Raw genomic sequence first — 23,574 nt, 5'->3', positions numbered from 1 at the left:
AGGGAGTCTCGTGACATCACCCCGAGACCCTGACCGCAACGGAGTTGAACCGAGATGCAGACCCTGGCGAACTGGGACGGCGGACCCGGCCCATGGATCCTGTTCTTCCCGCTGATCTGGGCGGTCGTCGTGATCGGCGTCGTCACCTTCCTGCGCCGCACGCTCCGGCGCGGCCGCGGCGGCCCCTGGCGGGTCGGGGACGGCGCGCGCCCGGCGGGCGACTCGCCGCTCGCGGTGCTCGGCCGCCGCTTCGCCTCGGGCGAGATCGACGAGGACGAGTACTGGCGCCGCCTCTCCGTCCTGGAGGAGCAGTTCGGCCGCATCGGCAAGGGCGGTGCGGCATGACGACGACCGCCCCGCGTACGGCGGCCCGCGTGGTGGGCGCGGTGAAGGTGTACGGAAACGGCGACACCGCCGTACGCGCCCTGGACGGCGTGGACGCCGACTTCCCCGCCGGCCGCTTCACCGCGATCATGGGTCCCTCGGGATCCGGCAAGTCCACCTTGATGCACTGCGCGGCCGGTCTCGACACGCTCACCTCGGGCGCCGCCTACATCGGCGACACCGAACTGGGCGCGCTGGACGACCGCCGGCTGACCCTGCTGCGGCGCGACCGGGTCGGTTTCGTCTTCCAGGCGTTCAACCTGGTGCCGACGCTGACCGTCGCGGAGAACATCACCCTTCCCCTGGACCTCGCCGGACGGCGGGGCGACCGGGAGTGGATCGACGCGCTCGTCGACGTCGTCGGGCTGCGCGACCGGCTGCACCACCGGCCCTCCGAACTCTCCGGAGGCCAGCAGCAACGCGTCGCGGTGGCGCGGGCGTTCGCGGGCCGCCCGGACGTCGTCTTCGCCGACGAACCGACCGGCAACCTGGACTCCGGGTCCGGCGGCGAGGTCCTCGGCCTGCTCGGCCGCGCCGTCCGCCAGATGGACCGCACGGTCGTCATGGTCACCCACGACCCGGTGGCCGCCGCCCACGCCGACGAGGTCGTCTTCCTCGCCGACGGGCGGCTGGTCGACCGGATGGAGTCCCCGACCGCCGACAAGGTCCTGGACCGCATGAAGGCCTTCGAGGTGCGGTCATGAACGCATCCCTCCGGCTCAGCCTCACCTCGCTGCGCGCGCACCGTCGGCGCTTCGCGGGCACGTTCCTCGCCGTGTTCCTCGGTGTCGCCTTCCTGGCCGGCACCCTGGTCATGGGCGACACGCTGCGCGCGAGCTTCGCCAGCATGTTCGGCGAGGCCACCAGCGGCACGGACGCCGTCGTGCGCGGCGCCGACGCCATCACCACCCCCGGCGAGGCCCAGGGCGTACGGCGGCCCGTCGACACCTCGCTCGTCGGGACCGTCGAACGCGTCCCCGGTGTGGCGGCAGCCGCCCCGGACATCCAGGGCGCCGGTCAGCTCGTCGGCGCCGACGGCAAGCCCGTCGGCGGCCAGGGCCCGCCGACCCTCGCCGGCAACTGGATCACCGACCCGAAGCTCAACCCGTACCGGCTCGCCGAGGGGCGCCTGCCCGCGAAGTCCGGCGAGGTCGTGGTCAACCGGGGCGCCGCGAAGAAGGGCGGCCTGAAGATCGGTGACACCACCACCCTGCGCACCCCCGACCCGGTCGAGGTGACCATCGTCGGCCTCGCCACCTTCGGCGGCCAGGACGGCATGGCCCAGGTGACCTTCACGGGCATGACCCAGGCCGACGCCGAGAAGTACCTGACCGCGCGGCCCGGCCAGGCGGCGAGCATCCAGGTGCGGGCGGGCCCCGGGGTGAGCCAGCACGAGCTGGTCCGGCGGCTGACTCCCGTGCTGCCCAAGGGCGTCGAGGCCATCACCGGTCAGCGGTCCGCGCAGGAGAACGACGACATGATCTCCAGCCGGTTCCTGACCCTCTTCACCACCTTCCTTACTCGTCTTCTCGGGTGTCGCCCTGCTCGTCGCGACCTTCTCCATCCACAACACCTTCGCGATCGTCGTGGCCCAGCGCACCCGGGAGAACGCCCTGCTGCGTGCCCTCGGCGCGGCCCGCCGCCAGGTGACCGCCGCAGCCCTCGCGGAGGCCTGCGTGGTCGCCGTCGCGGCCTCCGGCGCGGGGCTCGCGGGCGGGATCGGAATCGCCGCCGGCCTCCAGGCGCTGTTCCCGGCGATCGGATTCCCCTTCCCCGACGGCGAGTTGGTGATCAAGACGCTGTCGATGGTCCTGCCGCTCGCCGTGGGTGTCGTGGTCTGCCTGGGCTCCGCGCTGCTGCCCGCCCTGCGCGCCGGCCGCACCGCCCCGCTGGCCGCGCTGCGCGAGACGGCCGTCGACCACTCCGGTGCCTCCCGCGTCCGCGCGGTCGCCGGTACGCTCCTCGGCGCCGTCGCGCTGGCCGCCACCCTCACCGGCGTCCTGGTGACCCCTTCGGTGTGGCTCGCGGGCCTCGGGGCGCTGCTCGCCCTCGCGTCCTTCGTGGTTCTCGGCCCGGTCGCCGCCACCACGGCCGTACGACTCCTCGGCGTACCCGTGGACCGGCTGCGCGGGGTCACCGGCGCCCTCGCCCGGCGCAACGCCCTGCGCGGCCCGAAGCGGACGGCCGCCACCGCGAGCGCGCTGATGATCGGTGTGGCCGTCGTGTCGCTGTTCACCGTGTTCGGCGCGTCCCTGAAGGCCACCATGGACCAGACGGTGTCGCGGTCCTTCGCGGGCGACGTCGCGGTCAGCGCCCCGTCCTTCGGCGCGGGCGGCAGCGGGCTCAGTCCCCGGCTCGCCCCGGCCCTTGCGCGGCTGCCCGAGGTGGACGCCGCGGTGGGTCTCGGCCGCGGGGTCGCCGAGGTCGACGGCAAGGGACGGGCTCTCACCGTGACCGATCCGGCCGCGCTCGCCCGCACCTTCGACCTCGGCACGGTGACCGGCTCCCTGCGCGACCTCGGCACCGACGGCCTCGCACTGACCCGGGCGGAGGCCGGCCGACAGGGGCTGCACCCCGGCGACACCGCACGCCTCACCTTCACCGACGGCCGGACGCGGAACTTCACCGTCCGCGCCGTCTACGGCCGGTCCGAACTCGCCGGCGACTACGTCATCACCCGCGCGGCCTGGGCCCCGCACCGCACCCAGGACTCCGACCGGCTGATCGCCGTCACGTTCGGGCACGGGGTGAGCGCGGACGCGGGCAAGGCGGCGGTGAAGGCGACGGCCGCCCGCTACGGCAACCCGGAGGTGCAGACCCGCGACGAGTACGCGCAGTCCTCGGCGGGCGGCATCGACATGATGCTGACGCTCGTCTACGCACTGCTCGCCCTCGCGGTCGTCATCGCCCTGCTCGGCATCGCCAACACACTGACCCTGGCCCTGCACGAACGCACCCGGGAACTCGGCCTGCTGCGGGCCGTCGGCCAGACCCGGGCCCAGCTACGGGCCATGGTCCGCTGGGAGTCGGTGCTGGTCGCCGCCTTCGGCACGGCCGGCGGGCTGGGCCTCGGTGCCTTCCTCGGCTGGGTGCTGGTGCGGGCCTCGGACGGCGCGAGCGACACCGCGTTCGCCTTCGCCCTCGCGCCCGCCCGGCTCGCCGTGGTGGCCCTGGTCGGGCTCATGGCCGGTGCCCTCGCGGGACTGCGTCCGGCCCGCCGCGCGGCCCGCCTGGACGTCCTGCGGGCCATCGCCGCGGAGTGAGGCGTCACCGCCGTACGACAGGGACGGCCTGGCACCGCCCGGTCAGCCGGGAACGGCCGACCGGGCGGGAGCGGGCGCCGCCGCGGCGGCACGGGCCGCCACGGGCCTCGGAGCCGCGGCGACGGGGGACGGGGCCGGCCGCACTTCGGTGATCCGGGGTGCGGGCTGCTCGGCCGTCCGGCGGCGTGCGTGGGCGGGCTGCCGGAGTGCCACGGACGGCGCGGGCAGCGTGAACCACACGACCTTGCCGTTGTCGCCGTCCGGACGGGCGCCCCAGCTCTCGCTCATCGCGGCCACCATCGCAAGGCCCCGCCCGCAGGTGGCCAGCGGGGCGATGTCCGGCGCGTCCACGGCATCGGGCACCACCGGAAGGCGCGGATCGTGGTCGCGCACGGAGACCGTGAGCCGGTCGACCAGCAGTTCCAGCTCCACGGTGCACGACTTGTCCGGCCGGGCGTGCCGGTGGACATTGCTCAACAGCTCGGTGACACCGAGCGCGGCCCGGTCGATCAACGGGTCCATATGCCAGTAACGCAACTGTGCAGATACGATTCTGCGGACCTGTCCGATCCGCGACGGCAGGGCTTGGAGCTCCACCGTGCAGTGCCTGCTTGGGTGACTGATCACGGCTGCGACTCCCCGATGTGAGGTCCGGAGGAACCGGAAGAACACGGAGAACAACGGATCCAGCAGGGTGCTTGCGTCCAAACGTCCGCCTGCTGTCATGGCCGGCGGGCTGGTTCGCAGCGTTATCGCCGGTAAACCCAGAGTGACGTGAGAACAGCGTGACGCAGCGGATGCGCTCCCGCAACTCGCCGCGACCGGGCCTGCCTCAGCCGCCGCGTCCGGCCGCCCGGCGCACCGCCTCGACGAACCGCCGTGCGGCGGGCGGCCCCGGCTCGCCCGGAGCGGGGTCGTGCTCGCCCAGCCGCAGCAGGTACCGGTGGCCGTTGAGGTCGGCCAGTGCCCGGTCGTCCGGGACGAACCAGGGCTTGGAGGCGCGCACCGCCTGCACCGGCGCGCTGTCGATCTCACTGCCGTAACTGGTGAGCAGTTCCAGCCTGCCGTCGCTGATCCGGACCTGCCCGGCCCGGGTGAGCGAGCGCAGCCGCTTGCCTATCCGCACGCCCGTGGCCGTGAACTCCGGCTCCGCCATCCTTCGCCGCCCCCTTGCGCGTCGCTCGCCGGATCCCGGCCCGCCTGGGTCAGGACCCCGTCCTGTCCGGTCGTACCGCATCGGGCCGTACCGGCTCTGGTGATCCGGGGTGCGCCCCTGTTCGGGGCGATCGTCCCGTCCGGTGCAGTCTGCCCCGATGCGGCCGGGAGCACCAGTACGCACGGGCTGTGTGCGCCGGGCGCCCGGAGTACTCGCGCCAATGCGCCCCCGTGCGCCCCGCACGGGTGTGCCCCAGCCCGGCTTTGGTTGGCCCAAAGATGCGTTTATGCAGGTGGGAAGCGGTGCGGAAGGTGCTTATGATCGGGGTGCCGGCCGCGCGGGCCGCCGTCGGCGCCCACTGTAAGGAGCCCCGCCGTGAGCACCACCCCACAGACCCGGACCGGCGCCACCCTCGACGTCGATCGCAGCGACGCCGCCTATCGCGACTGGCTGAAAGAGGCCGTCCGCAAGGTCCAGGCCGACGCGAACCGCTCGGCGGACACCCATCTGCTGCGCTTCCCGCTGCCCGAGCAGTGGCGCATCGACCTGTACCTGAAGGACGAGTCGACGCATCCGACCGGCAGCCTCAAGCACCGGCTCGCCCGGTCCCTGTTCCTCTACGGACTGTGCAATGGCTGGATCCGGCCGGGCCGTCCGGTGATCGAGGCGTCCAGCGGCTCGACCGCCGTCTCCGAGGCCTACTTCGCCAAGCTGATCGGCGTGCCCTTCATCGCGGTCATGCCGCGCACGACGAGCGCCGAGAAGTGCCGCCTGATCGAGTTCCACGGCGGACAGTGCCACTTCGTGGACGACTCCCGGAAGATGTACGAGGAGTCCGCCCGTCTCGCGGTGGAGACCGGCGGCCACTACATGGACCAGTTCACCTACGCCGAGCGGGCCACCGACTGGCGCGGCAACAACAACATCGCCGAATCCATCTTCCGTCAGCTGGAGTTGGAGCGGTTCCCGGAGCCCGCCTGGATCGTCGCGACGGCCGGGACCGGCGGCACCTCGGCGACCCTCGCGCGCTACGTCCACTACATGCAGTACGACACCCGTATCTGTGTCGCCGATCCGGACAACTCCTGCTTCTTCGAGGGCTGGACCACCGGCGATCCGGACGTCACCTGCGACTGCGGCTCCCGCATCGAGGGCATCGGCCGGCCGCGCATGGAGCCCAGCTTCGTGCCCGGCGCCATCGACCGGATGATGAAGGTCCCGGACGCGGCCAGCGTGGCCGCCGTACGCGCCCTGGAGCGGGCCATCGGCCGTAAGGCGGGCGGCTCGACGGGCACCGGTCTGTGGAGCGCGCTGAAGATCGTCTCCGAGATGGTGGCCGAGGGCCGCACGGGCAGCGTGGTCACCCTGCTGTGCGACCCGGGGGACCGCTACCTCGACAAGTACTACTCGGACACCTGGCTGGCGGAACAGGGCCTGGACATCGCTCCGTACACGGCGGCCATCGAGTCCCTGCTGGCCACGGGCGTCTGGCCGGACTGAGCCGCACGGCCCGGATCCGGGCTACCCGGCGAGGCGCCGGTCCAGCGCGGTGATCGCCTGCCGGACGGCACGCCCCACGCCGGGGCGGGCCAGGCGGCACCCGAGCCGGAACGCCGCCGTACCGTCGAGGGCGAAGGTCATCCGGATCCGGGTCCCGCCGCCGGCCGGGGCCAGCCGCCACTCCTCGATCCAGGCGCGGGCGCCGGGGGCGTTGGTCACGTCGACGCGGTAGGCGTACACCTCGGGCGCCTTCGTCACCAGCACCGTCTCCATGAAGCGGATGCCGCCCCGGAGCCGTACCTCGCGCCCGCCCTCGGTCGGCCGGATCGACGACACCGACGAGAACCACCGCGGCCAGTCGGACAAGTCCTCGGCGAGTGCGCGGAAGACCGCGTCGGGAGCGGCGGCGAGGTGCCCGCCGAACACCAGCCGTACGGGAGCGGTCTCGGTGAAGTCGATCTCCACCGGTCGCAGACGCTGAGCCATGGCGACGAGACCCCCTCGTGAAGTCCCTCGGGAATACGGGGTGTTGAACCGCAACCCTAACTGACGTCCCGTCAGATGTCCTCGTCCTCGTCCGGTTCGCCCGCCACCACAAGGCGGCTCAGATGCTCGGCGATCTCCGAGCGCGCCTCGGCGGGCAGGCCCGCGTCGGTGACCAGCGTGTCCACCTGCTCCAGCGCGGCGAACGAACTGAGGCCCACCGTGCCCCACTTGGTGTGGTCGGCGACCACCACGACCCGGCGCGCCGACTGCACCAGGCGCCGGTTGGTCTCGGCCTCCGCGAGGTTCGGCGTGGACAGACCGGCCTCGATCGATATGCCGTGCACACCGAGGAAGAGCAGATCGAAGTGGAGGGCGGCGATCGCCTGGTCCGCGACCGGACCCACCAGCGAGTCCGACGGGGTGCGCACGCCGCCGGTCAGTACCACCGTGGCCGCGCCCTGCCGCTGTCCCGACGTGCGCTGCGCGGAGTGGAAGACGTCGGCGACCCGCACCGAGTTCGTCACCACGGTCAGATCGGGCACCTCCAGCAGGTGGTGCGCGAGCGCGTAGGTCGTCGTACCGCCGGACAGGGCGATCGCCGTCCCTGGAGTGACCAGCTGGGCGGCGGCCCGCGCGATGTCTTCCTTGGCGCTCAGCTCCAGCCCCGACTTGGCCTCGAAGCCCGGCTCGTGCGTGCTCGCCTCGACCACCGGGACGGCACCGCCGTGCACCTTCTCCAGCACCCCCTGGCGGGCGAGCGCGTCCAGGTCGCGGCGCACGGTCATGTCCGACACGCCGAGCTTGCGGGTCAGTTCGTTGACCCGGACACCGCCCCTGCGCCGGACCTCGTCCACGATCAGGGCGCGGCGCTGCTCCGCGAGGAGGTTCTGATTCTCACTCACGTATGCTCCGGTCCTTTCGCCGCAATCCGTCCGACATGCCCGCCGCACCGGCTCCGACCTGGACGTTCCATCCACCGTCGGGGTGTGCCGGGCGTCCCATCTTTTCACGGCTCGGGCCCGGTTGCGCCACCCGTCTGTCACGACGCGCACATGCCATCCCAGCACCTCCGGGCAGCAAGCCTCCCCTCCATCGTCACTCGGATCGGGGAGATTCCGTGACGAGGGGCCCATGCCGCCCCGGAAACGGAGATCCTGGTGCGCGCACGGACACAGGCCTTGGACCGCGTCACGGGGGAAGTGCGAGAACAGTGGAACGTGCACGGGAGAACATCGCCGGGCGGGAGCAGGACGGCCCCGCCGCGCGGCACACGAAGGTGGAGACCGAGCTGGAACTGCTGGTGCACGGTGTCGGCGGCACCACACCGGAAAAGATGCTCGGCGACCCGCGAACGGTCCGGATCACCGGCGACGACACGGCCGCGGTCTTCCGGCGCGCCGATCATGCCGAGGACGCCCCGGCCGGGCACGAGCCGGTGCAGGAGGCGTACGTCTGGTGCAACCTCACCTCCGGCGACGGCACCCGCGCCTTATGGCTCCTGTTACTGCCCTTCATGGTGGTCAACCTCGCCCACTGGATGCGCCCCGCCGCCCGCGGCGGCCCGCGCGCCGTCCGGCTCTACGGCCTCCTCGTGCGGCTGACCGCCCTCACCCTGACGGTGCTGCTGGTCGCCGCCGCCAGTGAGGTCGCCCTGGACCTGGTGGCCTGGCAGTGCGCGGGCGTCGCCGACTGCGCCCGCCGCCACTCCTGGCTCGCCTTCCTTTCGCCGGCCGAGTCCGGCGACGCGTGGTGGAGCCTGCCCGGCCGCCGGCTGGCCCTCGCGGCCCTGGTCCCGACCGCGCTCACCCTTCTGCTCTGGTACCTCTCGCACCGCACCTGGAGTGCGTACGAGTCGCACCAGCCGATGTCCCGCGACCCCGAGCCGGAGACCGACGACAGCGCCCTGGCCCAGCCCGGCTTCTGGTACGGGCGGCGCCTGGTGGCCCGGCTGCGGGCCGCACACACCGCGGCGGGCCTGCTCACCGTCGCCGCCGCCGTCGCCGCGCCCGCGGCCCGCTTCGACCACCGCTCCGGCGGCCCCGCCACCCTGGACGTCCTCAGCCGGCTACTGGCCGTGGCCCTGCTCGGCTGCGCGGCCGCGGCGGTGGGCGTGGTCTGCCGCCGGGGCCGCAGCGAGAACCGTCTCGACCAGACGCTCGACCGGCACCTCGTGCGCCGCCTGCCGCTCGGTGCCCTCGCGCTGCTGCTGCTCACCGTGGTCTACGCGGGCTGGTCACGGCCCGGGTGGCGGTCCGCCGGGCGGCTGCCGGGCGACGCGGCCTTCGGCAGCCTCATGCTCGCCCAGGGCCTGCTCGTCGTCCTCCTCGCCGCCGTCGCCCACGACCTGCACCGCCGGCACCCCGACCCGCGTGCCGCCATGCGCGGTCTCGGCGGTCCGGCGGTCGCGCTGCTCGCCTGCGCGCTGGGCGGAGTGATGTCCGGCGGACTCGCGCAGCGGGTCGCCGACTGGCTGGACGGCACCCGGGCCCTGCTCGACGGGCCACCGGTGCTGCTGACCTGGCAGGCCTCCACCATCCCGCCCGTCCTCGCGGCGCTGCTCGCCCTGGCCGCGCTGCTGGCCCGGCGCACCGCGCTGCTCGCCCGCGCCGAGCGCGACCGCGTACGCCGGGAGCATCCGGGCGAGCCCGAGGACCCGTCGCGCACCCGCGGCATCGCCCACGCGCGGGCCATGGCCGCCCTGACCGACCGCGTGCCGCTGGCCGTCGCCGTGCTCTCCGCGGCCACCCTGCTGCTCGGCGCCGCCGCGCTGACCTGTGCCCTGGTGAGCGGAACGTCCCCCGAGGGAGCGGCCCGGCGCACGGACGACGTGGTCCGGTGGGCGGCCGAGATCTCGCAGACGTTCGGCTCCTGGCTGGTCGGGTTCGGCTTCCTGCTGATCGTCACCTGGGGCCGGCGCGCCTACAAGGACGCCTCCGCCCGGCGCACCATCGGCATCCTGTGGGACGTCGGCACCTTCTGGCCGCGCGCCGCCCACCCCTTCGCCCCGCCCTGCTACGCCGAGCGCGCGGTGCCGGACCTGACCTGGCGGACGGCAACCTGGACCCGGCGCACCGGCGGCCGCCTGGTCCTTTCCGGCCACTCCCAGGGCAGCGTCCTGGCGGCGGCCGCGGCCTGGCAGCTGACCCCGTCCGTCCGCAGACGGGTCGCCCTGCTCACGTACGGCTCTCCTCTGGAGCGGCTGTACGGACGCTGGTTCCCCGCCCACTTCGGCCCGCACGCCCTGGTCGCCCTGCACCACGACATCGCCTGCTGGCGCAACCTCTACCGCCTCACCGACCCCATCGGCGGCCCGATCCGGCTCCCCGGCGACCGCGGCCCGGACGTGGACCCCGAGCCCCTGCGGGACCCACTGGTCTACGGCCGCACCCCCGAACACCCCCTCCCGGCCCCGATCCTCGCCCACTCCGACTACCAGGCGGACCCGGCCTTCGCGCGGGAACGGGCCCGCCTGCTGGACCGGCTGCACGCGGACGTGCCGGGGCAGCGCCCGGAAGCGGGCCAAGCGATGTGAGGCGGCCTACGCCGTGTGCTCGACGTATTCCAGGACGACCCCGCCGGGATGCCGCACAGTGGCGTTGCGTCCCGTGGGCACCTGGTCCGGGCCGTCGATGACCTCCCCGCCGTGTTCCTCGACGATCACTGCGAGTCCGTCCGGATCAGGCGGGTGCGCCGGGGTGGTTCCTTCAGGGCAGCTCCGGCAGGTCCTGCGCGTACAGCAGGGTCAGGTCGTCGGTGCTGGGGTCCTCCAGCTGGGCGACACGGCTCGCATGCCGCTCCACCATCGCCTCGAAGGTCTGGCGCGCCGTACGGCCGTTGCCGAACGCGGGGCCTTTCGGGATCGCCGTGAAGTACTTCAGCAGCGCTTCCGAAGTGCCCGGCGCCAGCCGGTACTCGTGCTCGTCGGCCTGCTGCTCGACGATGCTGAGCAGTTCCTCGGGGCCGTAGTCGCTGAAGGTGATCGTCCGTGAGAAGCGGGAGGCCACGCCCGGGTTGACCGAAAGGAAGCGTTCCATCTCGGCCGTGTAACCGGCGACGATCACCACCACCGCGTCCCGGTGGTCCTCCATCAGCTTCACCAGCGTGTCGATGGCCTCCTTGCCGAAGTCCCGCCCGGCGTCCTCGGGGGACAGCGCGTACGCCTCGTCGATGAACAGCACACCGCCGCGCGCCCGTTCGAAGGCCTCCTGGGTGCGGATCGCGGTGGAGCCGATGTGCTCGCCGACCAGATCGACCCGGGACACCTCGACCAGGTGGCCCTTCTCCAGCACCCCGAGGGAGGCGAGGATCTCGCCGTACAGCCGGGCGACCGTCGTCTTGCCCGTGCCGGGGGAGCCGGTGAAGACCAGGTGCCGCTTGACCGAGGCCGCCTTCAGGCCCGCCTGCTGCCGGCGCCGCCCCACCTCGATCATGTCGGTCAGCGCCCGCACCTCGCGCTTGACGCTCTCCAGGCCCACCAGCGCGTCCAGTTCGCCGAGGACGGCCTTCGACGTCCGGGAAGGCTTCTCCGGCCCGGACGCGGCGACGAGCGGCTCCTGCTCCGTGCTGCGCTGCCCGGGGATCGCACCGAGCAGGCCGGGCGAGGGGGACGCCGTCTGCGTGGCCGTCTCGCGGACCGCCGGCGGCCGGAGGCTGCCGCTCTCGTCGCTGGTGCAGTCCTCCACGACCGGTCCCGTCCCGGACCCCGCGTCCGGCCCCGCTTCGGCGAATTCGTAGCCTCCGCGCGCGCACCGCTCCGTACGGCACTTCCGCAGCGTCGCGCGGCAGCCGTCGATCACATGGAAGCCGTAGCCACCGCTGCCGGTCACCCGGCAGTTCAGGAAGCTGCCCCGGCCGCCCGCGGACACATAGAAGCCCGCCTCGGCGGGGGAGTCGACCGTGCACCGCTCGATGGTCGGGTCGGCGCCCTTGGTGACGATGACGCCGGTCTGGGTGCCGTCCAGGGTGCAGTTGCTGAGCGTGCCGCCACTGCCGTGGTCGCGGAACCAGGCACCGGTGGCCGCCTCCCGGATCCGGCAGTCGTCGAGCTGGGCGGTCGCCCCGTCGCTCACCGACACGGCCGTGTTGCGCACCTGGGACAGATCGCTGTCCACCACGTCCGCGCGCGAGCCGCGGTCCAGCACGAACAGCGCGTCCGGCACGTCGTGCACCCGGCACGAATCGAGGACCGCGGTGGCACCGTCGCTCACCCACACCGCCGGGTAGTCGCCGGTGCTGTCGAAGATCTCGCACTGGTTCGCGTCCACCCGGGTGCCCGGGTCCCACACCGACAGGCCGTTGCGCCCGAACTGACGCACGGTCGTCCGCGTCAGGGTGAGCACCGAGCGCGAGCGCAGGTCGACCGCGTTCTCCGGGATGTCGTGGATGCGGCAGTCGGCGAGCGTGAGCACCGCGTCCGTGTCGAGCGTGACGCCGTCGGCCGTGGTGCGGTGCACATCGCAGTCGGTCAGATGCGCGGTGGCCCGCTGGCTGACCTGCACCCCGGAGCCCCGGACCTCGTACACCTCGCAACCGACGGCCTCCAGCGCGGAGTTCTCCCCGGTCGCGGTGAGCCCGGTGCCGGAGGCGTGGTGCACCCGGCACCGCTCCAGACGGGGACGGCCGCCGCCGCGGACCGCCACACCCGCCTGCCCGGCCGCGACGATCTCGCACTCCTCGAACACCCCGCCACCGCCGTCGAGGACGGCGATGCCGATACCACCCGGGTTGTCGACGGTGCAGCGCCGCACGGTCGGGCGTGCCCCGCCCCGTACCTCGATGCCTGCGGCGGACCGCGTCACGATCCGCACGTCCGTCAGCTCGGGCGTGCCCTCCTCGACCAGCAGCGCGGGGGCGGCCGAGTCCTGGCCCTCCACATGCAGGTCCTGCACCACGGCCGAGGCCCGAACGGTCAGCGGCACCCCGTCCACGGGAGCGATCCGCACCGAACCCGGCGAGCCGTCGGGCCCACGCAGCGTCACCGACCGCTGGACGACGAGGTTCTCCCGGTAGGTGCCGGGGGCGATGGTGAGGACGTCACCGTCGGTGGCGGCCTCCAGGGCGGCGGCGAGCGAGGCGTACTCACCTGTGCGGCGCCGCCACCGCGATGTACCGGTGTGCGTCACCTGGACCGTGCCCTGTGCCATGGCGTTGCTGTGCCCCCACCTCGTAGTACGCGGGTTTGATGCCGAGAGCTAGTCGGCCGGTCCACCGTAGCGTGCGCGCGGGTGGTGGGTTGACCAGAGCCGCAAGGCCGTCAGCTGCCGGTGCCCGCCTTGCCCCAGTCCGGTCCTGCGCGGTCCCAGGCCTGGTCCCAACGCGCGTACCGGCGGCGGACCATGCGCCAGACGATCAGGCGTCGGCCGCTGTCGACCAGGCCCGCGGTCAGCAGGGCCGCGCCGAACCCGGCCAGCACCGCGTGGGTCGTGGCCGTGGGAGCGTCCAGCGGACGGGTCGTTATTCGGCCGTGTCCATCCGTCCAGAGCCTGAAACGATCGCCCTGGTGCGGGGACTTGAGGCCGGCCAGGACCGGCCCGTGCTGCCGGGTGCCGTCGGGCGCCGTCCAGTCCGCGACGACACGGCTCCGGATGTCGTGCGCGGCGCCGGTGTCGGGGTCGGGCTCCGGCATCGCGCCGCGCAGCCTGCGGACCACGGTGGCCATGACGAGGCGGCGGGAGTGCTGCTGCTCGCGGACGGACCGCTGCAGGGAATCCTGGGCGGCCGAGCCGACCAGGGAGCCGATCACGGGTGCGGCCACGGTGATCAGCACCAGTGTCACGAGGGCCACCCAGGCCTCGGCTAGATCGGTCGCGCGGCGCAGCGGATTGTGCCGCCAGTGCCACAGGCCGCGGATTGCTCGCACGTCCCCCACCCCCTTCCGCTCCGTGACAGCCCCCGGCGGAGTCGCTCACCCCCGGCCCCCGCCGAGAGAGAGCGAGATCACTCCGCCTCAGGGCTCTCACGTGATTCTCATGATGGTCCAACGACCGGGGTTCGTCTCCGGGTTCCCCACAGGCCGTTCCGTTCCGGACGAGGACCCGTGCTCTCACCCCGGCACGCCGCGGCGGCCCGGAGACGGTAGTGTCCCGAGGACCGTGCCGGCCCGGAGTGTCACGTGTGCACCCGCACCGGGTCCCCGACCCGGACGGTGCCGGACGTGAGCGGCACGAGGTTCTGGCCGAAGAGCAGCCTCCCGCCGACCCTGCGGTGCCGCGCCAGCGTGCGCAGGGGTTCGCGGCCGCGTACGGCGGTGTCCTGGTCGGTCGTCGTCACGATGCACCGTCCGGAGGGCTTGGCGATCCGGAAGTCCACCTCGCCGACGGAGATCCGCGACCAGTGGTCCTCGGCCCAGGGCTCGGTGCCCGCGACGACCATGTTCGGCCGGAAGCGGTTCATGGGCAGCGGGCCCTCGGCGGCGTGATCGCCCCGGGCTATGAGGGAGTTCAGGGCGTCGAGGGAGGCGACCGTGGTGACCAGCAGGGGATAGCCGTCGGCGAAGTTCACGGTCTCGCCCGGCAGTGCGTACTCGGGGTCGACCGAGCGGCGGGCGGCCGGATCGTCCATGTGGACCAGGCGGACCTCGGCGCCCACGTACGACGTGCACCAGTCGTGAGCGGCGTCGGACGCGGGGACCGCCTCGACCTTCGTGCCGAACACGTTTGTCGGCACCGTCACCGCGGGCTCCGGGACGGCCACCGTCAGGGGCTCGCGTCCGGGCGCGGACAGCCGGACAGCGCCGCCGGTCATCGGCTCGGCAGCGGCCAGCGCGAGGCGGGGCTGCTCGCGCTGCGTGACAACCTTTCCCCCCTCGTCGATCAGCGCCCAGCGCCGGTCTCCGGCCAGGCCCCAGGGCTCCACCGCGGCCTCCCGGGGCGCGATGCCCCGGAAGCCCTTGACCGGGTGGATGTGGATCGACTGCAGTTCTGCGTTCCCCATGACGCCATGGTGCCAGTCGGCACCGACAGCGGGGGTGCGCCGGTCAGTAGCCGCGGAACTGCTGGTTGTTGTAGGGGTCCTGGTAGGGAGCGGGCGCGGGCCGCGGCGCGGCGGGGCGCATGGCCTCGTACCCCGTACCGGCCGCCATCGGGCGCGGCTGCTGCGGGGCCTGCGGGCCGGGGTAGCCGCGCGGGGCGCTCGCCTGCTGCGGGATGTACGCCGTGGGCGCCTGTTGCAGCGGGGCCGGCTGGGGGTAGCCGTAGCCGTAGCCGGGGGCCTGCGGGGACGGGGCCGCCGGGAGGGCGGGCAGTGCCGACGGCAGCGCGGGCAGGCTACTGCCCGTGTCGTAGGCGGCGGGGACCCGGATCGGGGCAATCTGCGGGGTGCCCCGTTCGGCCACGAGTGAGTCGTAGATCGGGGTGTCCGGGAAGGAGGCGGAGTAGTAGCCGCCACCATAGGTGGAGCGGGGGGAGGTCATGGCACATAAGTTAAGCCCACGATGTGCTGGTTGGGGAGACCGATAAGAGGGTTGTTTTCTGTGCTCGCAGTGACGCGGGATCCCCAATCCGAGCGAACTTGGCAAAATTGGACGCCGGGCGACGTTTGGATCGTGTAAATGGCTCGCTTCTGGCGGGTTACCGGGGGTTGACCGGCGGTCTTCCAGTGCCGCTCGTGCGAGTTCGCCGTCCCCCGGAATAGGTTGGGCGGGTAGGGATGAGCCGGGAGCCCGGGGGCGTCCGGGGTGCCGACACGTGATGGGGGCGTACATGTCAATGTCGAAAGGGTCGAATACGCCGGTGCCGGCCACGGCCCTGCGTATCGAATTGGGCTGGCGCTCCGGACCCGGCGTGCCCGACGCGGACGCCTCGGCGCTGCTGCTCGCGGGTGGGAAGGTCCGCTCCGACGGGGACTTCGTCTTCTACAACCAGCCCGCGCACGCCTCCGGAGCGGTCCGGCACGAGGGCAAGCGGAGCGTCGGTCAGCGGGTCACCGACACTCTGCTCGTGGACCTCGCGCGCGTGGAGAGCGGCATCGAGCGGATCGTCCTCGCGGCCTCCGCGGACGGCGGGACGTTCGGACAGGTCCCGGACCTCTACATCGAGGTGACCGACGCGAGCGGCGGCGCAGCGGTGGCCCGCTTCGACAGCCCCGGCGCGAGCGTGGAGACGGCCTTCGTGCTCGGAGAGCTCTACCGCCGTCAGGGCATCTGGAAGTTCCGCGCCGTCGGCCAGGGCTACAGCAGCGGACTCGAAGGCCTGGCAACGGACTTCGGCATCACCGTCGACGAGCCGCAGCACGCCGCACCGCCTCGCCCGCCCGCTGCCTCAGCCGCCACGCCCGCCGCCGCGGCCGCCACGCCCGCCGCCGCGCCACCGGTCCCGCCCCCGGTGACCATGCCGCCGCCGACCACCGCTCCGGTCCCCCTGCCGCCGCCCCCGGGGGTCGCTCCGGCCGCACCGGTTCGCCTCTCCAAGGTCACCCTCACCAAGGCCGCCCCCTCCGTCTCCCTGGCCAAGCAGGGCGGCACCTCCGGCGCCATGCGGGTCAACCTCAACTGGCAGATGCGCAAGCAGTTCCCGGGATGGGGCGGCCGATGGGGCGCCGGGCAGGGCGACCTCGACCTCGACCTGTGCGCCCTGTACGAACTCGCCGACGGCCGCAAGGGCGTCGTACAGGCCCTCGGCAACGCCTTCGGATCCCTGAACCGTCCGCCGTACATCCACCTCGACGGCGACGACCGCACGGGCGCCGTCGCGAGCGGCGAGAACCTCACCATCAACCTGGACCACACCCAGGATTTCCGGCGCGTCCTCGTCTTCGTCACCATCTACGAGGGCGCCGCCTCCTTCGCCGACCTGCACGCCACGGTCACCCTGCAGCCCCAGCACGGCGCCCCGATCGACTTCTCGCTGGACGAGTGCACGGTCCCCTCCACGGTGTGCGCACTCGCCCTGATCACCCGCACGGACGGCGACCTCGTCGTCCGGCGGGAGGCGCGGTACCTGGTACCCGAGCGCGGGGTGAGCCCGCAGCGGACCGTAGACCGCGCCTACGGGTGGGGCATGAACTGGACTCCCGGCCGCAAATGACCGCGGTCAGCCCTCGTCGGGGACGGCATCCGGACGCGCGTAGGTGCGGCCCTTCCAGGCGGCCCCACGCCCCCGGTAGTGCTGCACCGCGGAGTCGACCGTCATGAGGAGGTAGAGGAACGCGGTGAACGGCAGCAGCGGCGCGAGCCACAGCGGCTGCCCGTAGTAACGGAGCATCGGCGCGTACGTCCCCGCCATCACCGCCCACGCGGCAGCGCCGACGACCGCCACCGCCGCAGTGCCGGTGCCCGCGCCCGTCACCACGGCCGCGGGCGGCACCAGATAGACCAGAGCGATCCCGGCGACCGTGCCGAGCAGCAGCAGCGGGTTGTGGCGCAGCTGGGCGTAGGCGCTGCGCGAGACCATCCGCCACAGATCGCGCAGCCGCGGATAAGGGCGCACGCTGTCCACCCGCTCCGCCAGCCCCAGCCAGATGTGACCGCCGGCGCCCTTCACCGCGCGCGCGAGGGCGACGTCGTCGATGACGGCATGCCGGATGGCGTCCGGGATCCGCGCCTTCTCCGCCATGCTCGCGCTCAGCAGCACACAGCCGCCCGCCGCGGCCGCCGTACGCGAGCCCTGCCTGCCGATCCACCGGAAGGGATACAGCTGCGCGAAGAAGTAGACGAACGCCGGGACCACCAGCCGCTCCCACAGGCTCTCCACCCGCAGCCGGGCCATCTGCGACACCACGTCGAAGCCCCCGCCGCGGGCCGCCGCCACCAGTCCCCGCAGGCTGTCCGGCGCGTGCGCGATGTCCGCGTCCGTCAGGAGCAGGTACGCGGGGCCACGCGCGCGTGCGAGGCCGATGCCGTGCCGCACCGCCCACAACTTGCCCGTCCAGCCCGCGGGCGGCTCGCCCGGGGAGTCCACCGTGAGCGGCAGCCCGCCGTGCCGCCGGGACAGCTCACGGGCCAGCTCCCCGGTGCCGTCCGTGCTCCCGTCGTCCACCAGGAAGACCTCCGCACGTCCCGGATAGTCCTGCGCGAGCAGCGACGGCAGGCTCACGGGCAGCACGGCGGCCTCGTCCCGGGCCGGGACCACGACGCAGACCGACGGCCACGTCCCGGGATCCCGGCGCGACGGCAGGCGGACGTCCGTGCGCCAGAAGAAGCCCTGGCACAGCAGCAGCCAGCACCAGGCGGCGAGGGATACGACGGCGGTCCACACGATCGCGCTCACGGGCGCAGTCTGCCCCACCCCACCGGCTCGCAAGGGGCCATCGTCTATCGTGGCCGGGTGAAGATCGCGCTCATGGACTCCGGAATCGGCCTCCTCCCCGCAGCCGCCGCGGTACGCCGGCTGCGGCCCGACGCGGATCTCGTGCTCTCGTGGGACCCGGACGGGATGCCCTGGGGGCCCCGCACTCCCGAGGACATCACCGAGCGGGCCCTGGCGGTCGCCGAGGCCGCCGCCGCCCACGGCCCCGACGTCCTGATCGTCGCCTGCAACACCGCCTCCGTGCACTCCCTGCCGGTGATGCGCGCCCGTTTCGAACCGGACCTGCCGATCATCGGCACCGTACCGGCGATCAAGCCGGCGGCGGCGGGCGGCGGCCATGTGGCGATCTGGGCGACCCCCGCCACCACGGGCAGCGCGTACCAGCGCGACCTGATCGACCGGTTCGCCGACGGCGTGGCCGTCACCGAAGTGCCGTGCCCCGGGCTCGCCGACGCGGTGCACCACGCGGACGACGCGGCAGTCGACGCGGCGATCACGGCGGCCGCCGCTCGCACCCCCGACGACGTGACCACTCTCGTCCTCGGCTGCACCAACTACGAACTGGTCGCCGAGCGCATCCGGGCGGCCGTCCAGCGGCCGGGCCGTCCGCCGCTCATGCTGCACGGCTCCGCCGGAGCGGTGGCCGCCCAGGCGCTGCGCCGGCTCGGCGCGGAACCGGCACCGCACGCCGTCGCCGACACCACCCTCACCGTGCTGCTCAGCGGACGCGAGTCGGCGCTTCCGGCCACCGCCCTGGCCTACGACGAGGGACGCTTCCTCCAGGTGGTCAGCCCGGTCCGCTGACCCGACGGTCCCGGGCGCGCTCGGGGCACACCAGCCGGTCACCCTCCGCGAGCGACTACCCGCGCAGCGAAACCTGAGTAACCTCATAAACATGAGGGAGCACCGCCACGCCGAGGACGCCTCGCACCCCGACGTCTGGACCGGACGCGCCACCAACCGGGTCCAGTGGCTGCTGGCGCTGGTCGGCGCGGGCTGTATGGCGCTCGGCATCGAGCTTGCCGTGGAGTCGGCCTGGACCTCCGGGATCGCCCCGCTGGCGATGTCCGTCGTGGGCTGCATCGCGGCCGGCCTGCTCGTCCTCTTCGGCACGCTCGCGTTCGTCCACGTCGACCTCAGGCTCGACGAGGAGTGCCTCGAGGTGCGCTGCGGCCACATCGGTGTGCCGCGCCGCCGAATCCCTCTCTCCGAGGTCGCCGGCGCCGACTTCGCCCCGCATGTCACTCCGTGTCACTGGGGTGGCTGGGGCTACCGCTGGCGCCCCGAGAAGGGCACGGCGGTCGTCGTACGGCGGGGCGAGGGCATCGTGCTGCGGCTGTGGGACGGCCACACCTTCACGATCACCGTGGACAACGCCGAGTCGGCGGTCCGGGCGATCAGGTCCCGGCTGCGGACGATCACACCGGGCACCGCCGCCTGAGACCGCCCGCCCGGGCCGTGCGTGATGGTGCTCACACCTTCGTGGCGTAGACGATGCTGTGCGCCGGGATCGTGTCGGCGGGCGCGGTGGTCATGTCCTGTTCGACGGTCCCGGTGATCTTGAAGCCGGCCTCCTCGATCCAGGCGGCCCAGGTGGACAGCTTCTGCGGGCCGCCCTGGGCCATGGTGCAGCCGAAGAAGTAGGCGGGGAAGAAGTCCGCGGTGGCGGCGTTCCCGTCCTCCGGGTAGGTCAGGTGCATGGCGATGAGCCGGCCCCCGGCGGGCAGCGCCTCGTAGGTGTTGCGCAGGATCCTGAGGGCGTTGTCGTGGTCCCACATGTCGAGGAAGTGCTTGATCATGGCGACGTCGAAGCCCTTGGGGATCTCGGCGAGGGCGTCTCCGCCGATGAAGCGGCAGCTGTCCCCGACCCCGGCCCCGGCGATGTTGTCCAGGGCCTCGTCCTCCTTCTCGGGCAGGTCGAAACAGGTGACGTGGATGCCCTTCTCGCCGTGGTACTTCTGGGCGAGGACGGCGCCCTGCGCGGTGTTTCCGGCGATGTCGATGACGCGGGCGCCGGCGGGGAGGTCGAGGCGGCTGTAGAACCAGGGGTCGATGTACCCGGTCACCGCGTGCATCACGGGCTCCCAGGCGGCGTGCAGTTCCGGGTGCGCCTTGCTGGCCTGGTAGAAGTTGCCGGTGAAACCGTAGAGCTGTTCGAGGCCGACGATGCGGCCCTCCCTGACGCTCTCGGTGAGGTGGTACAGCTGCCGCAGGCACACCTCCTTGACCATGTGCAGCCACGGCATGACCCGGGCGAGTTCCTCGTCCGTGAGCCGCGCGATGCCGTCGAGGGTGTAGGCGCCGGTCCGCGGGGCGCGGGCGATGAACCCGTCCTTGACGGGCAGCTCCAGAAGCTGTTCGACATGGTGGGCGCTGACGCCGGTGACGGCGGCGAGCTGCGTGGCGGTCATACCGTCGGGGCCGGTCGCCTTCAGCTGGGCGACGATGCCGAGCTCGAAGACCGTGAGCAGGTTGGCGTAGCGGGTGGGGCCGGTGACGTAGTCCCGGAACTTCGCGAGGACGGCGTCGGCGTCGGTGCTGGTCACGTTCGGGTTCCTCTCGGATCGGGTGGGGCGGACGGCGGGGATCAGGGACGCCAGCCGCCGTCGGGGAAGGTGACCGTGAAGGCGCCGGCCGAGAAGGACAGTCCGAAGGCGATGGCGAGGCCGGTCCCGGCCGGGCGCTCGGTGTCCTCGGCCAGCATCAGCGGCACGGAGCAGCCCAGGGTGTTCGCGTACTCGCGCAGCACGGTGTACGACGAGGCCGCCTGCGGGCTGTCGCTCGCGACACCGAACTCGGCGCACAGCGAGTCGAGGATGCGCGTGGACCCGGTGTGCAGGAGCAGGGCCACCGCGTCGGCGGGCGCGGCGAGCGCGCAGCCGGGCGCGGCCAGCGCCGCGCGGGCGGTCTGTCGGGCGTAGTGGCCGCCGCGCGGTGTCACCTCGGGGGAGAGGGTGTAGAGACGGCGGCCGTGCTCGGCGAGTACGACGGGGAGGTCGGAGCCGCCGTCGGGGACGGTGCCGAGTTCGGTGTCTTCCGGCAGGTCGTTGGTGAGGTTCGCGACCGGTCCGAACACCGGCCCCGGGCCCTCGCCGCCGAAGACCATGGCCACGGAGGCGTCGGCGAACAGGAAGGAGTGCAGCGCGTCGACGGTGCGCTGGCGCTCCTCGGGCAGGACTTCGGTGAAGTGCCCGTATCCCGTCCGGTCCAGTGGCGGCGAGAGCGGGGTGATGGCCTCGGTGAAGACGGCGAGCACCTTCTTGCCGGGGTGGGCGGTGAGGTACCAGCGGGCGGTGTCCACGACCTTGGCCATGGCGGAGCAGCCCATGTACTCGATGGCCAGGTTGGCGCAGTCGCGGGGAAGTTCGGGCATCCGGGCGATGACGTCGCACACCAGGGACGGCAGAAGCCGGCCGGGGCTGGAGGTGACGCCGAGGACGAGACCGATCCCCGCCGGGTCGACGCCGGACTTGGCGAGCGCGGTGCGCGCGGACCGGACGGCGAGGTCGGCGGTGAGGGTGTCGGGCCGGGGGTCGGCGCCGTGGAAGACGACGTCGGGGTAGTTCGCGAGCACGGAGTGGCGCTTGTCGATGCCCAGCGTGGCGAGCATGGCGGTGAGCCGCCCGGAGAACATGCCCTTGCTCGCGTCGAGCAGGTCCCCGGTGGAGAAGGCGGGCTCGGGCAGCTCGGCTGCGATGGCGAGCAGGACCGGATCGGTCTGGGCCGCGGTGGTCAAGGCTGTCCTTTCGGTACGGGGTGCCGGTCAGGCGGCGAGGGTGTCGCGGGTTGCGGCGGCGGCCAGGAGGGCACCCGAGGTGATGAGGGCGACGACCTTGCGGATGTCGCCGTCCATACGCCGGTCGGCGTCCACGAACGGCACCTCGGACCGGATCAGGTCGTGCACCGCCCGGGTACGCGGGGCCATGGCGTCGGTGCCCCGCAGATCGAGGGCCTGGCAGGCCGCGAGGAGCTGGATCGCGGCAACTTCCTGGGTGAGTTCCAGGATGCGGCGGGCGTCGCGGGCGGCGATCGGGGCCATCGACACCTTGTCCTGGTTGTGGGCCTCGGTGGAGCGGGAGTGCACGGTGGCGGGGCCCGCGTGCTTGAGGGCTTCGGCGGTGAGGGCGGAGCAGGCGAGCTGCATGCCCTTGAAGCCGTGGTGCAGGCCCTTCTCCCAGGCGTCGCCGGCGGTGGGCGGTATGAGGTTCTCGGTCAGCCCGTTGTTGAACTTGACGTCCACGAGCAGCTGGAGCTGCCGGTCGAGGAGGTCGGCGACGGAGGCGACGGCCACCTTGAGCGAGTCCATGGCCTGGACGACGTGGCCGGCGTAGAAGTTGCCGCCGGAGTGGACGCGTCCGGACTCGGCGTCGAAGAGCGGGTTGTCGGTGGAGGCGTTGATCTCGGTCTCCAGCCAGCGGTCCACCCACTCCACGGTGTCCCGCAGGACGCCGGTGACATGCGGCGCGCAGCGCAGACTGTAGCGGTCCTGGATGCTGCGCCTGAGCTTGCCGTGGCCCCTGCCGTCGAGGGGGTCGTTCGCGTCCACGACCTGGTCGTGGGGGAGGGACAGCGCGGAGCCGTCGAGGAGTTCGGTGAGGTGGGCCGCCGAGGCGAGCTGGCCGCGGTGGGGCCGCTGCTCGTGGATGAAGGCGTCGAAGTGTCCGCGGTTGCCGAGCAGGGCCTCGGAGGCGAGTGCCGTGGCGAGGTCGGTGACGGCGGCGAGGCGGGCGGCGTCCTGGGTGGCCAGGACGGCGAACGCGGCCGAGAACGAGGTGCCGTTGATGAGGCCGAGACCGTCCTTGGCCTCCGGGGTGACCGGCTGGAGGCCCACTTCCCGCAGGACGTCGGCGGTGTCGCGGATCTCGCCGCGGAAGGCGACCTCCCCCTCGCCGAACAGGGCGTTGGCGACGTAGCACAGCGGGACCAGGTCGCCCGAGGCACCGACGGAGCCCCGCTCGGGGACCTGGGGAAGGATGTCGTGCCGGAGGAAGTCCAGCAGCAGGTCGATGATCTCGGTCTGGACCCCCGAGTTACCGCGGGCCAGGCAGTTGGCGCGGATCAGCAGGGTGGCGCGCACCACCTCGGCGGGGGCCTGCGGACCGGTGCCGTTGAGGTGGTAGGTGACCAGGTGGCGCTGGAGCTCGGCCGCCTTCTGAGGGGCGATCTGGTTGGTCACGCTGTCGCCGAAGCCGGTGGTGACGCCGTAGATGGGCCGGCCGGTGGCGATGAGGTCGAGCTTCAGATTCCGGGAGCGCACCGAGGCCTTCTGGGCGACATCGGTGTGGACGAGAGCCCGGTCGCGTCCGGGGCGGGCGACGGCCTCCACGTCCTGCAGGGTCAGGGACTTGCCGTCGATGATGACATCCGTCACTGCTGGGCCTTTCCGATAGCGGGCACGCCAGGGCTGCGGGTGCGGAACGGGAATGCGACCGACCCTAGATTCCGATGGGTGACGGCGGCCAACAGCGAGCCCTTATAGGCCCGATAAGGGCTCCTGATCACTTCGGGGCGGGCCTCGCGAATAGGGTTCTGCTGCACCCCG

At 72.9% G+C, this 23,574-nt stretch carries 20 protein-coding genes and 1 pseudogene; 8 read left to right on the top strand and 13 right to left on the bottom strand.

Features of this window, described 5'->3' with window-relative positions:
• Positions 1–54: 54 nt before the first annotated feature.
• The 3 genes and pseudogenes from AVL59_RS29780 (at position 55) to AVL59_RS29770 (ending at position 3,647) form a co-directional block, all read left to right on the top strand.
• The gene (locus tag AVL59_RS29780) at positions 55–345 is read left to right on the top strand and encodes an SHOCT domain-containing protein (protein ID WP_067310528.1); all 291 of its coding nucleotides are present in this window, start codon (positions 55–57) and stop codon (positions 343–345) included.
• Positions 342–1,088, top strand: coding sequence for an ABC transporter ATP-binding protein (locus AVL59_RS29775; RefSeq protein ID WP_067310526.1), 747 nt, complete (start codon positions 342–344; stop codon positions 1,086–1,088). Before AVL59_RS29780 ends, AVL59_RS29775 begins: the two co-directional genes overlap by 4 nt.
• Positions 1,085–3,647 (top strand): annotated as a pseudogene (locus AVL59_RS29770) (ABC transporter permease). The gene AVL59_RS29775 and the pseudogene AVL59_RS29770 overlap by 4 nt, the downstream one beginning before the upstream one ends.
• A gap of 42 nt (positions 3,648–3,689) precedes the next feature.
• On the opposite strand, the gene AVL59_RS29765 reads toward AVL59_RS29770, so the two are convergent.
• Together AVL59_RS29765 and AVL59_RS29760 are read right to left on the bottom strand one after the other, a co-directional pair.
• Entirely contained in the window at positions 3,690–4,274 is a 585-nt protein-coding gene (locus tag AVL59_RS29765) for an ATP-binding protein (protein ID WP_079147462.1), read from the bottom strand.
• A gap of 205 nt (positions 4,275–4,479) precedes the next feature.
• Positions 4,480–4,803: a hypothetical protein gene (locus AVL59_RS29760; RefSeq protein WP_067310522.1), complete on the bottom strand. Its 324-nt coding sequence runs from the start codon at positions 4,801–4,803 to the stop codon at positions 4,480–4,482.
• A 375-nt stretch (positions 4,804–5,178) separates the two neighbouring features.
• Here AVL59_RS29760 and cds1 point away from each other — a divergent pair, with 375 nt between their 5' ends.
• Positions 5,179–6,303 carry an L-cysteine desulfhydrase Cds1 gene (gene cds1, locus AVL59_RS29755; RefSeq protein ID WP_067310519.1) on the top strand — a complete coding sequence of 375 codons (1,125 nt, stop codon included), beginning with the start codon at positions 5,179–5,181 and terminating at the stop codon, positions 6,301–6,303.
• Between the two features lie 21 nt (positions 6,304–6,324).
• Here cds1 and AVL59_RS29750 read toward each other — a convergent pair whose 3' ends face one another.
• The gene (locus tag AVL59_RS29750; RefSeq protein ID WP_067310517.1) at positions 6,325–6,789 is read right to left on the bottom strand and encodes an SRPBCC family protein; all 465 of its coding nucleotides are present in this window, start codon (positions 6,787–6,789) and stop codon (positions 6,325–6,327) included.
• Between the two features lie 71 nt (positions 6,790–6,860).
• Positions 6,861–7,691 carry a DeoR/GlpR family DNA-binding transcription regulator gene (locus AVL59_RS29745; protein WP_067310514.1) on the bottom strand — a complete coding sequence of 277 codons (831 nt, stop codon included), beginning with the start codon at positions 7,689–7,691 and terminating at the stop codon, positions 6,861–6,863.
• Positions 7,692–7,999: 308 nt separating this feature from the next.
• On the opposite strand from AVL59_RS29745, the gene AVL59_RS29740 reads away from it, so the two are divergent.
• Positions 8,000–10,321 (top strand): hypothetical protein, encoded by a 2,322-nt coding sequence (locus AVL59_RS29740; protein ID WP_067310511.1) that lies wholly within the window; start codon positions 8,000–8,002, stop codon positions 10,319–10,321.
• Between the two features lie 6 nt (positions 10,322–10,327).
• Here AVL59_RS29740 and AVL59_RS55745 read toward each other — a convergent pair whose 3' ends face one another.
• From AVL59_RS55745 to AVL59_RS29720, 5 genes are all read right to left on the bottom strand, one after another.
• On the bottom strand, positions 10,328–10,450 hold the full coding sequence (locus AVL59_RS55745) for a VOC family protein (RefSeq protein ID WP_257785110.1): 123 nt from the start codon (positions 10,448–10,450) through the stop codon (positions 10,328–10,330).
• Between the two features lie 43 nt (positions 10,451–10,493).
• Complete coding sequence (locus AVL59_RS29735) at positions 10,494–12,932, bottom strand: right-handed parallel beta-helix repeat-containing protein (protein WP_067310508.1); 2,439 nt, start codon at positions 12,930–12,932, stop codon at positions 10,494–10,496.
• A 110-nt stretch (positions 12,933–13,042) separates the two neighbouring features.
• A complete protein-coding gene (locus AVL59_RS29730; RefSeq protein WP_067317930.1) occupies positions 13,043–13,648 on the bottom strand; it encodes an Rv1733c family protein in 606 nt (201 codons plus the stop codon).
• Positions 13,649–13,896: 248 nt separating this feature from the next.
• The gene (locus tag AVL59_RS29725) at positions 13,897–14,721 is read right to left on the bottom strand and encodes an MOSC domain-containing protein (RefSeq protein WP_067310505.1); all 825 of its coding nucleotides are present in this window, start codon (positions 14,719–14,721) and stop codon (positions 13,897–13,899) included.
• Positions 14,722–14,764: 43 nt separating this feature from the next.
• Complete coding sequence (locus tag AVL59_RS29720) at positions 14,765–15,199, bottom strand: DUF6643 family protein (protein WP_067310502.1); 435 nt, start codon at positions 15,197–15,199, stop codon at positions 14,765–14,767.
• Positions 15,200–15,494: 295 nt separating this feature from the next.
• Here AVL59_RS29720 and AVL59_RS29715 point away from each other — a divergent pair, with 295 nt between their 5' ends.
• Complete coding sequence (locus AVL59_RS29715; protein WP_067310499.1) at positions 15,495–16,811, top strand: TerD family protein; 1,317 nt, start codon at positions 15,495–15,497, stop codon at positions 16,809–16,811.
• Between the two features lie 6 nt (positions 16,812–16,817).
• Here the strand turns inward: AVL59_RS29715 and AVL59_RS29710 are convergent, their stop codons facing one another.
• Entirely contained in the window at positions 16,818–17,993 is a 1,176-nt protein-coding gene (locus AVL59_RS29710) for a glycosyltransferase (protein ID WP_067310496.1), read from the bottom strand.
• Positions 17,994–18,050: 57 nt separating this feature from the next.
• Between AVL59_RS29710 and AVL59_RS29705 the strand changes: the two genes are divergently transcribed.
• The gene (locus tag AVL59_RS29705; RefSeq protein WP_067310493.1) at positions 18,051–18,836 is read left to right on the top strand and encodes a glutamate racemase; all 786 of its coding nucleotides are present in this window, start codon (positions 18,051–18,053) and stop codon (positions 18,834–18,836) included.
• Between the two features lie 91 nt (positions 18,837–18,927).
• Positions 18,928–19,473, top strand: coding sequence for a hypothetical protein (locus AVL59_RS29700; protein WP_067310490.1), 546 nt, complete (start codon positions 18,928–18,930; stop codon positions 19,471–19,473).
• 31 nt (positions 19,474–19,504) lie between these two features.
• On the opposite strand, the gene AVL59_RS29695 is transcribed toward AVL59_RS29700, so the two are convergent.
• From AVL59_RS29695 to AVL59_RS29685, 3 genes are read right to left on the bottom strand one after another with little or no spacing between them, the layout of a single operon-like run.
• Positions 19,505–20,578, bottom strand: coding sequence for a methyltransferase (locus AVL59_RS29695; RefSeq protein ID WP_067310487.1), 1,074 nt, complete (start codon positions 20,576–20,578; stop codon positions 19,505–19,507).
• 41 nt (positions 20,579–20,619) lie between these two features.
• Entirely contained in the window at positions 20,620–21,768 is a 1,149-nt protein-coding gene (locus AVL59_RS29690) for a beta-ketoacyl-[acyl-carrier-protein] synthase family protein (protein ID WP_067310484.1), read from the bottom strand.
• 27 nt (positions 21,769–21,795) lie between these two features.
• A complete protein-coding gene (locus AVL59_RS29685) occupies positions 21,796–23,403 on the bottom strand; it encodes an HAL/PAL/TAL family ammonia-lyase (RefSeq protein WP_067310482.1) in 1,608 nt (535 codons plus the stop codon).
• Positions 23,404–23,574 lie beyond the last annotated feature (171 nt).

Origin of the sequence: Streptomyces griseochromogenes (genome assembly GCF_001542625.1) — a bacterium.
GTDB classification, from domain to species: Bacteria; Actinomycetota; Actinomycetes; order Streptomycetales; family Streptomycetaceae; genus Streptomyces; species Streptomyces griseochromogenes.
The sequence above is the reverse complement of the archived record's forward strand: the minus strand, read 5'-3'. Positions and strand labels throughout refer to the sequence as shown.

Excerpts from the sequence above, each read along its gene's own strand:
- AVL59_RS29775 (WP_067310526.1), top strand. The coding sequence starts at position 342 with ATGACGACGACCGCCCCGCGTACGGCGGCCCGCGTGGTGGGCGCGGTG.
- AVL59_RS29715 (WP_067310499.1), top strand. The coding sequence starts at position 15,495 with ATGTCGAAAGGGTCGAATACGCCGGTGCCGGCCACGGCCCTGCGTATC.
- AVL59_RS29760 (WP_067310522.1), bottom strand. The coding sequence starts at position 4,803 with ATGGCGGAGCCGGAGTTCACGGCCACGGGCGTGCGGATAGGCAAGCGG.
- AVL59_RS29725 (WP_067310505.1), bottom strand. The coding sequence starts at position 14,721 with ATGGGGAACGCAGAACTGCAGTCGATCCACATCCACCCGGTCAAGGGC.
- AVL59_RS29735 (WP_067310508.1), bottom strand. The coding sequence starts at position 12,932 with ATGGCACAGGGCACGGTCCAGGTGACGCACACCGGTACATCGCGGTGG.
- AVL59_RS29750 (WP_067310517.1), bottom strand. The coding sequence starts at position 6,789 with ATGGCTCAGCGTCTGCGACCGGTGGAGATCGACTTCACCGAGACCGCT.
- AVL59_RS29700 (WP_067310490.1), top strand. The coding sequence starts at position 18,928 with ATGAGGGAGCACCGCCACGCCGAGGACGCCTCGCACCCCGACGTCTGG.
- AVL59_RS29720 (WP_067310502.1), bottom strand. The coding sequence starts at position 15,199 with ATGACCTCCCCCCGCTCCACCTATGGTGGCGGCTACTACTCCGCCTCC.
- AVL59_RS29780 (WP_067310528.1), top strand. The coding sequence starts at position 55 with ATGCAGACCCTGGCGAACTGGGACGGCGGACCCGGCCCATGGATCCTG.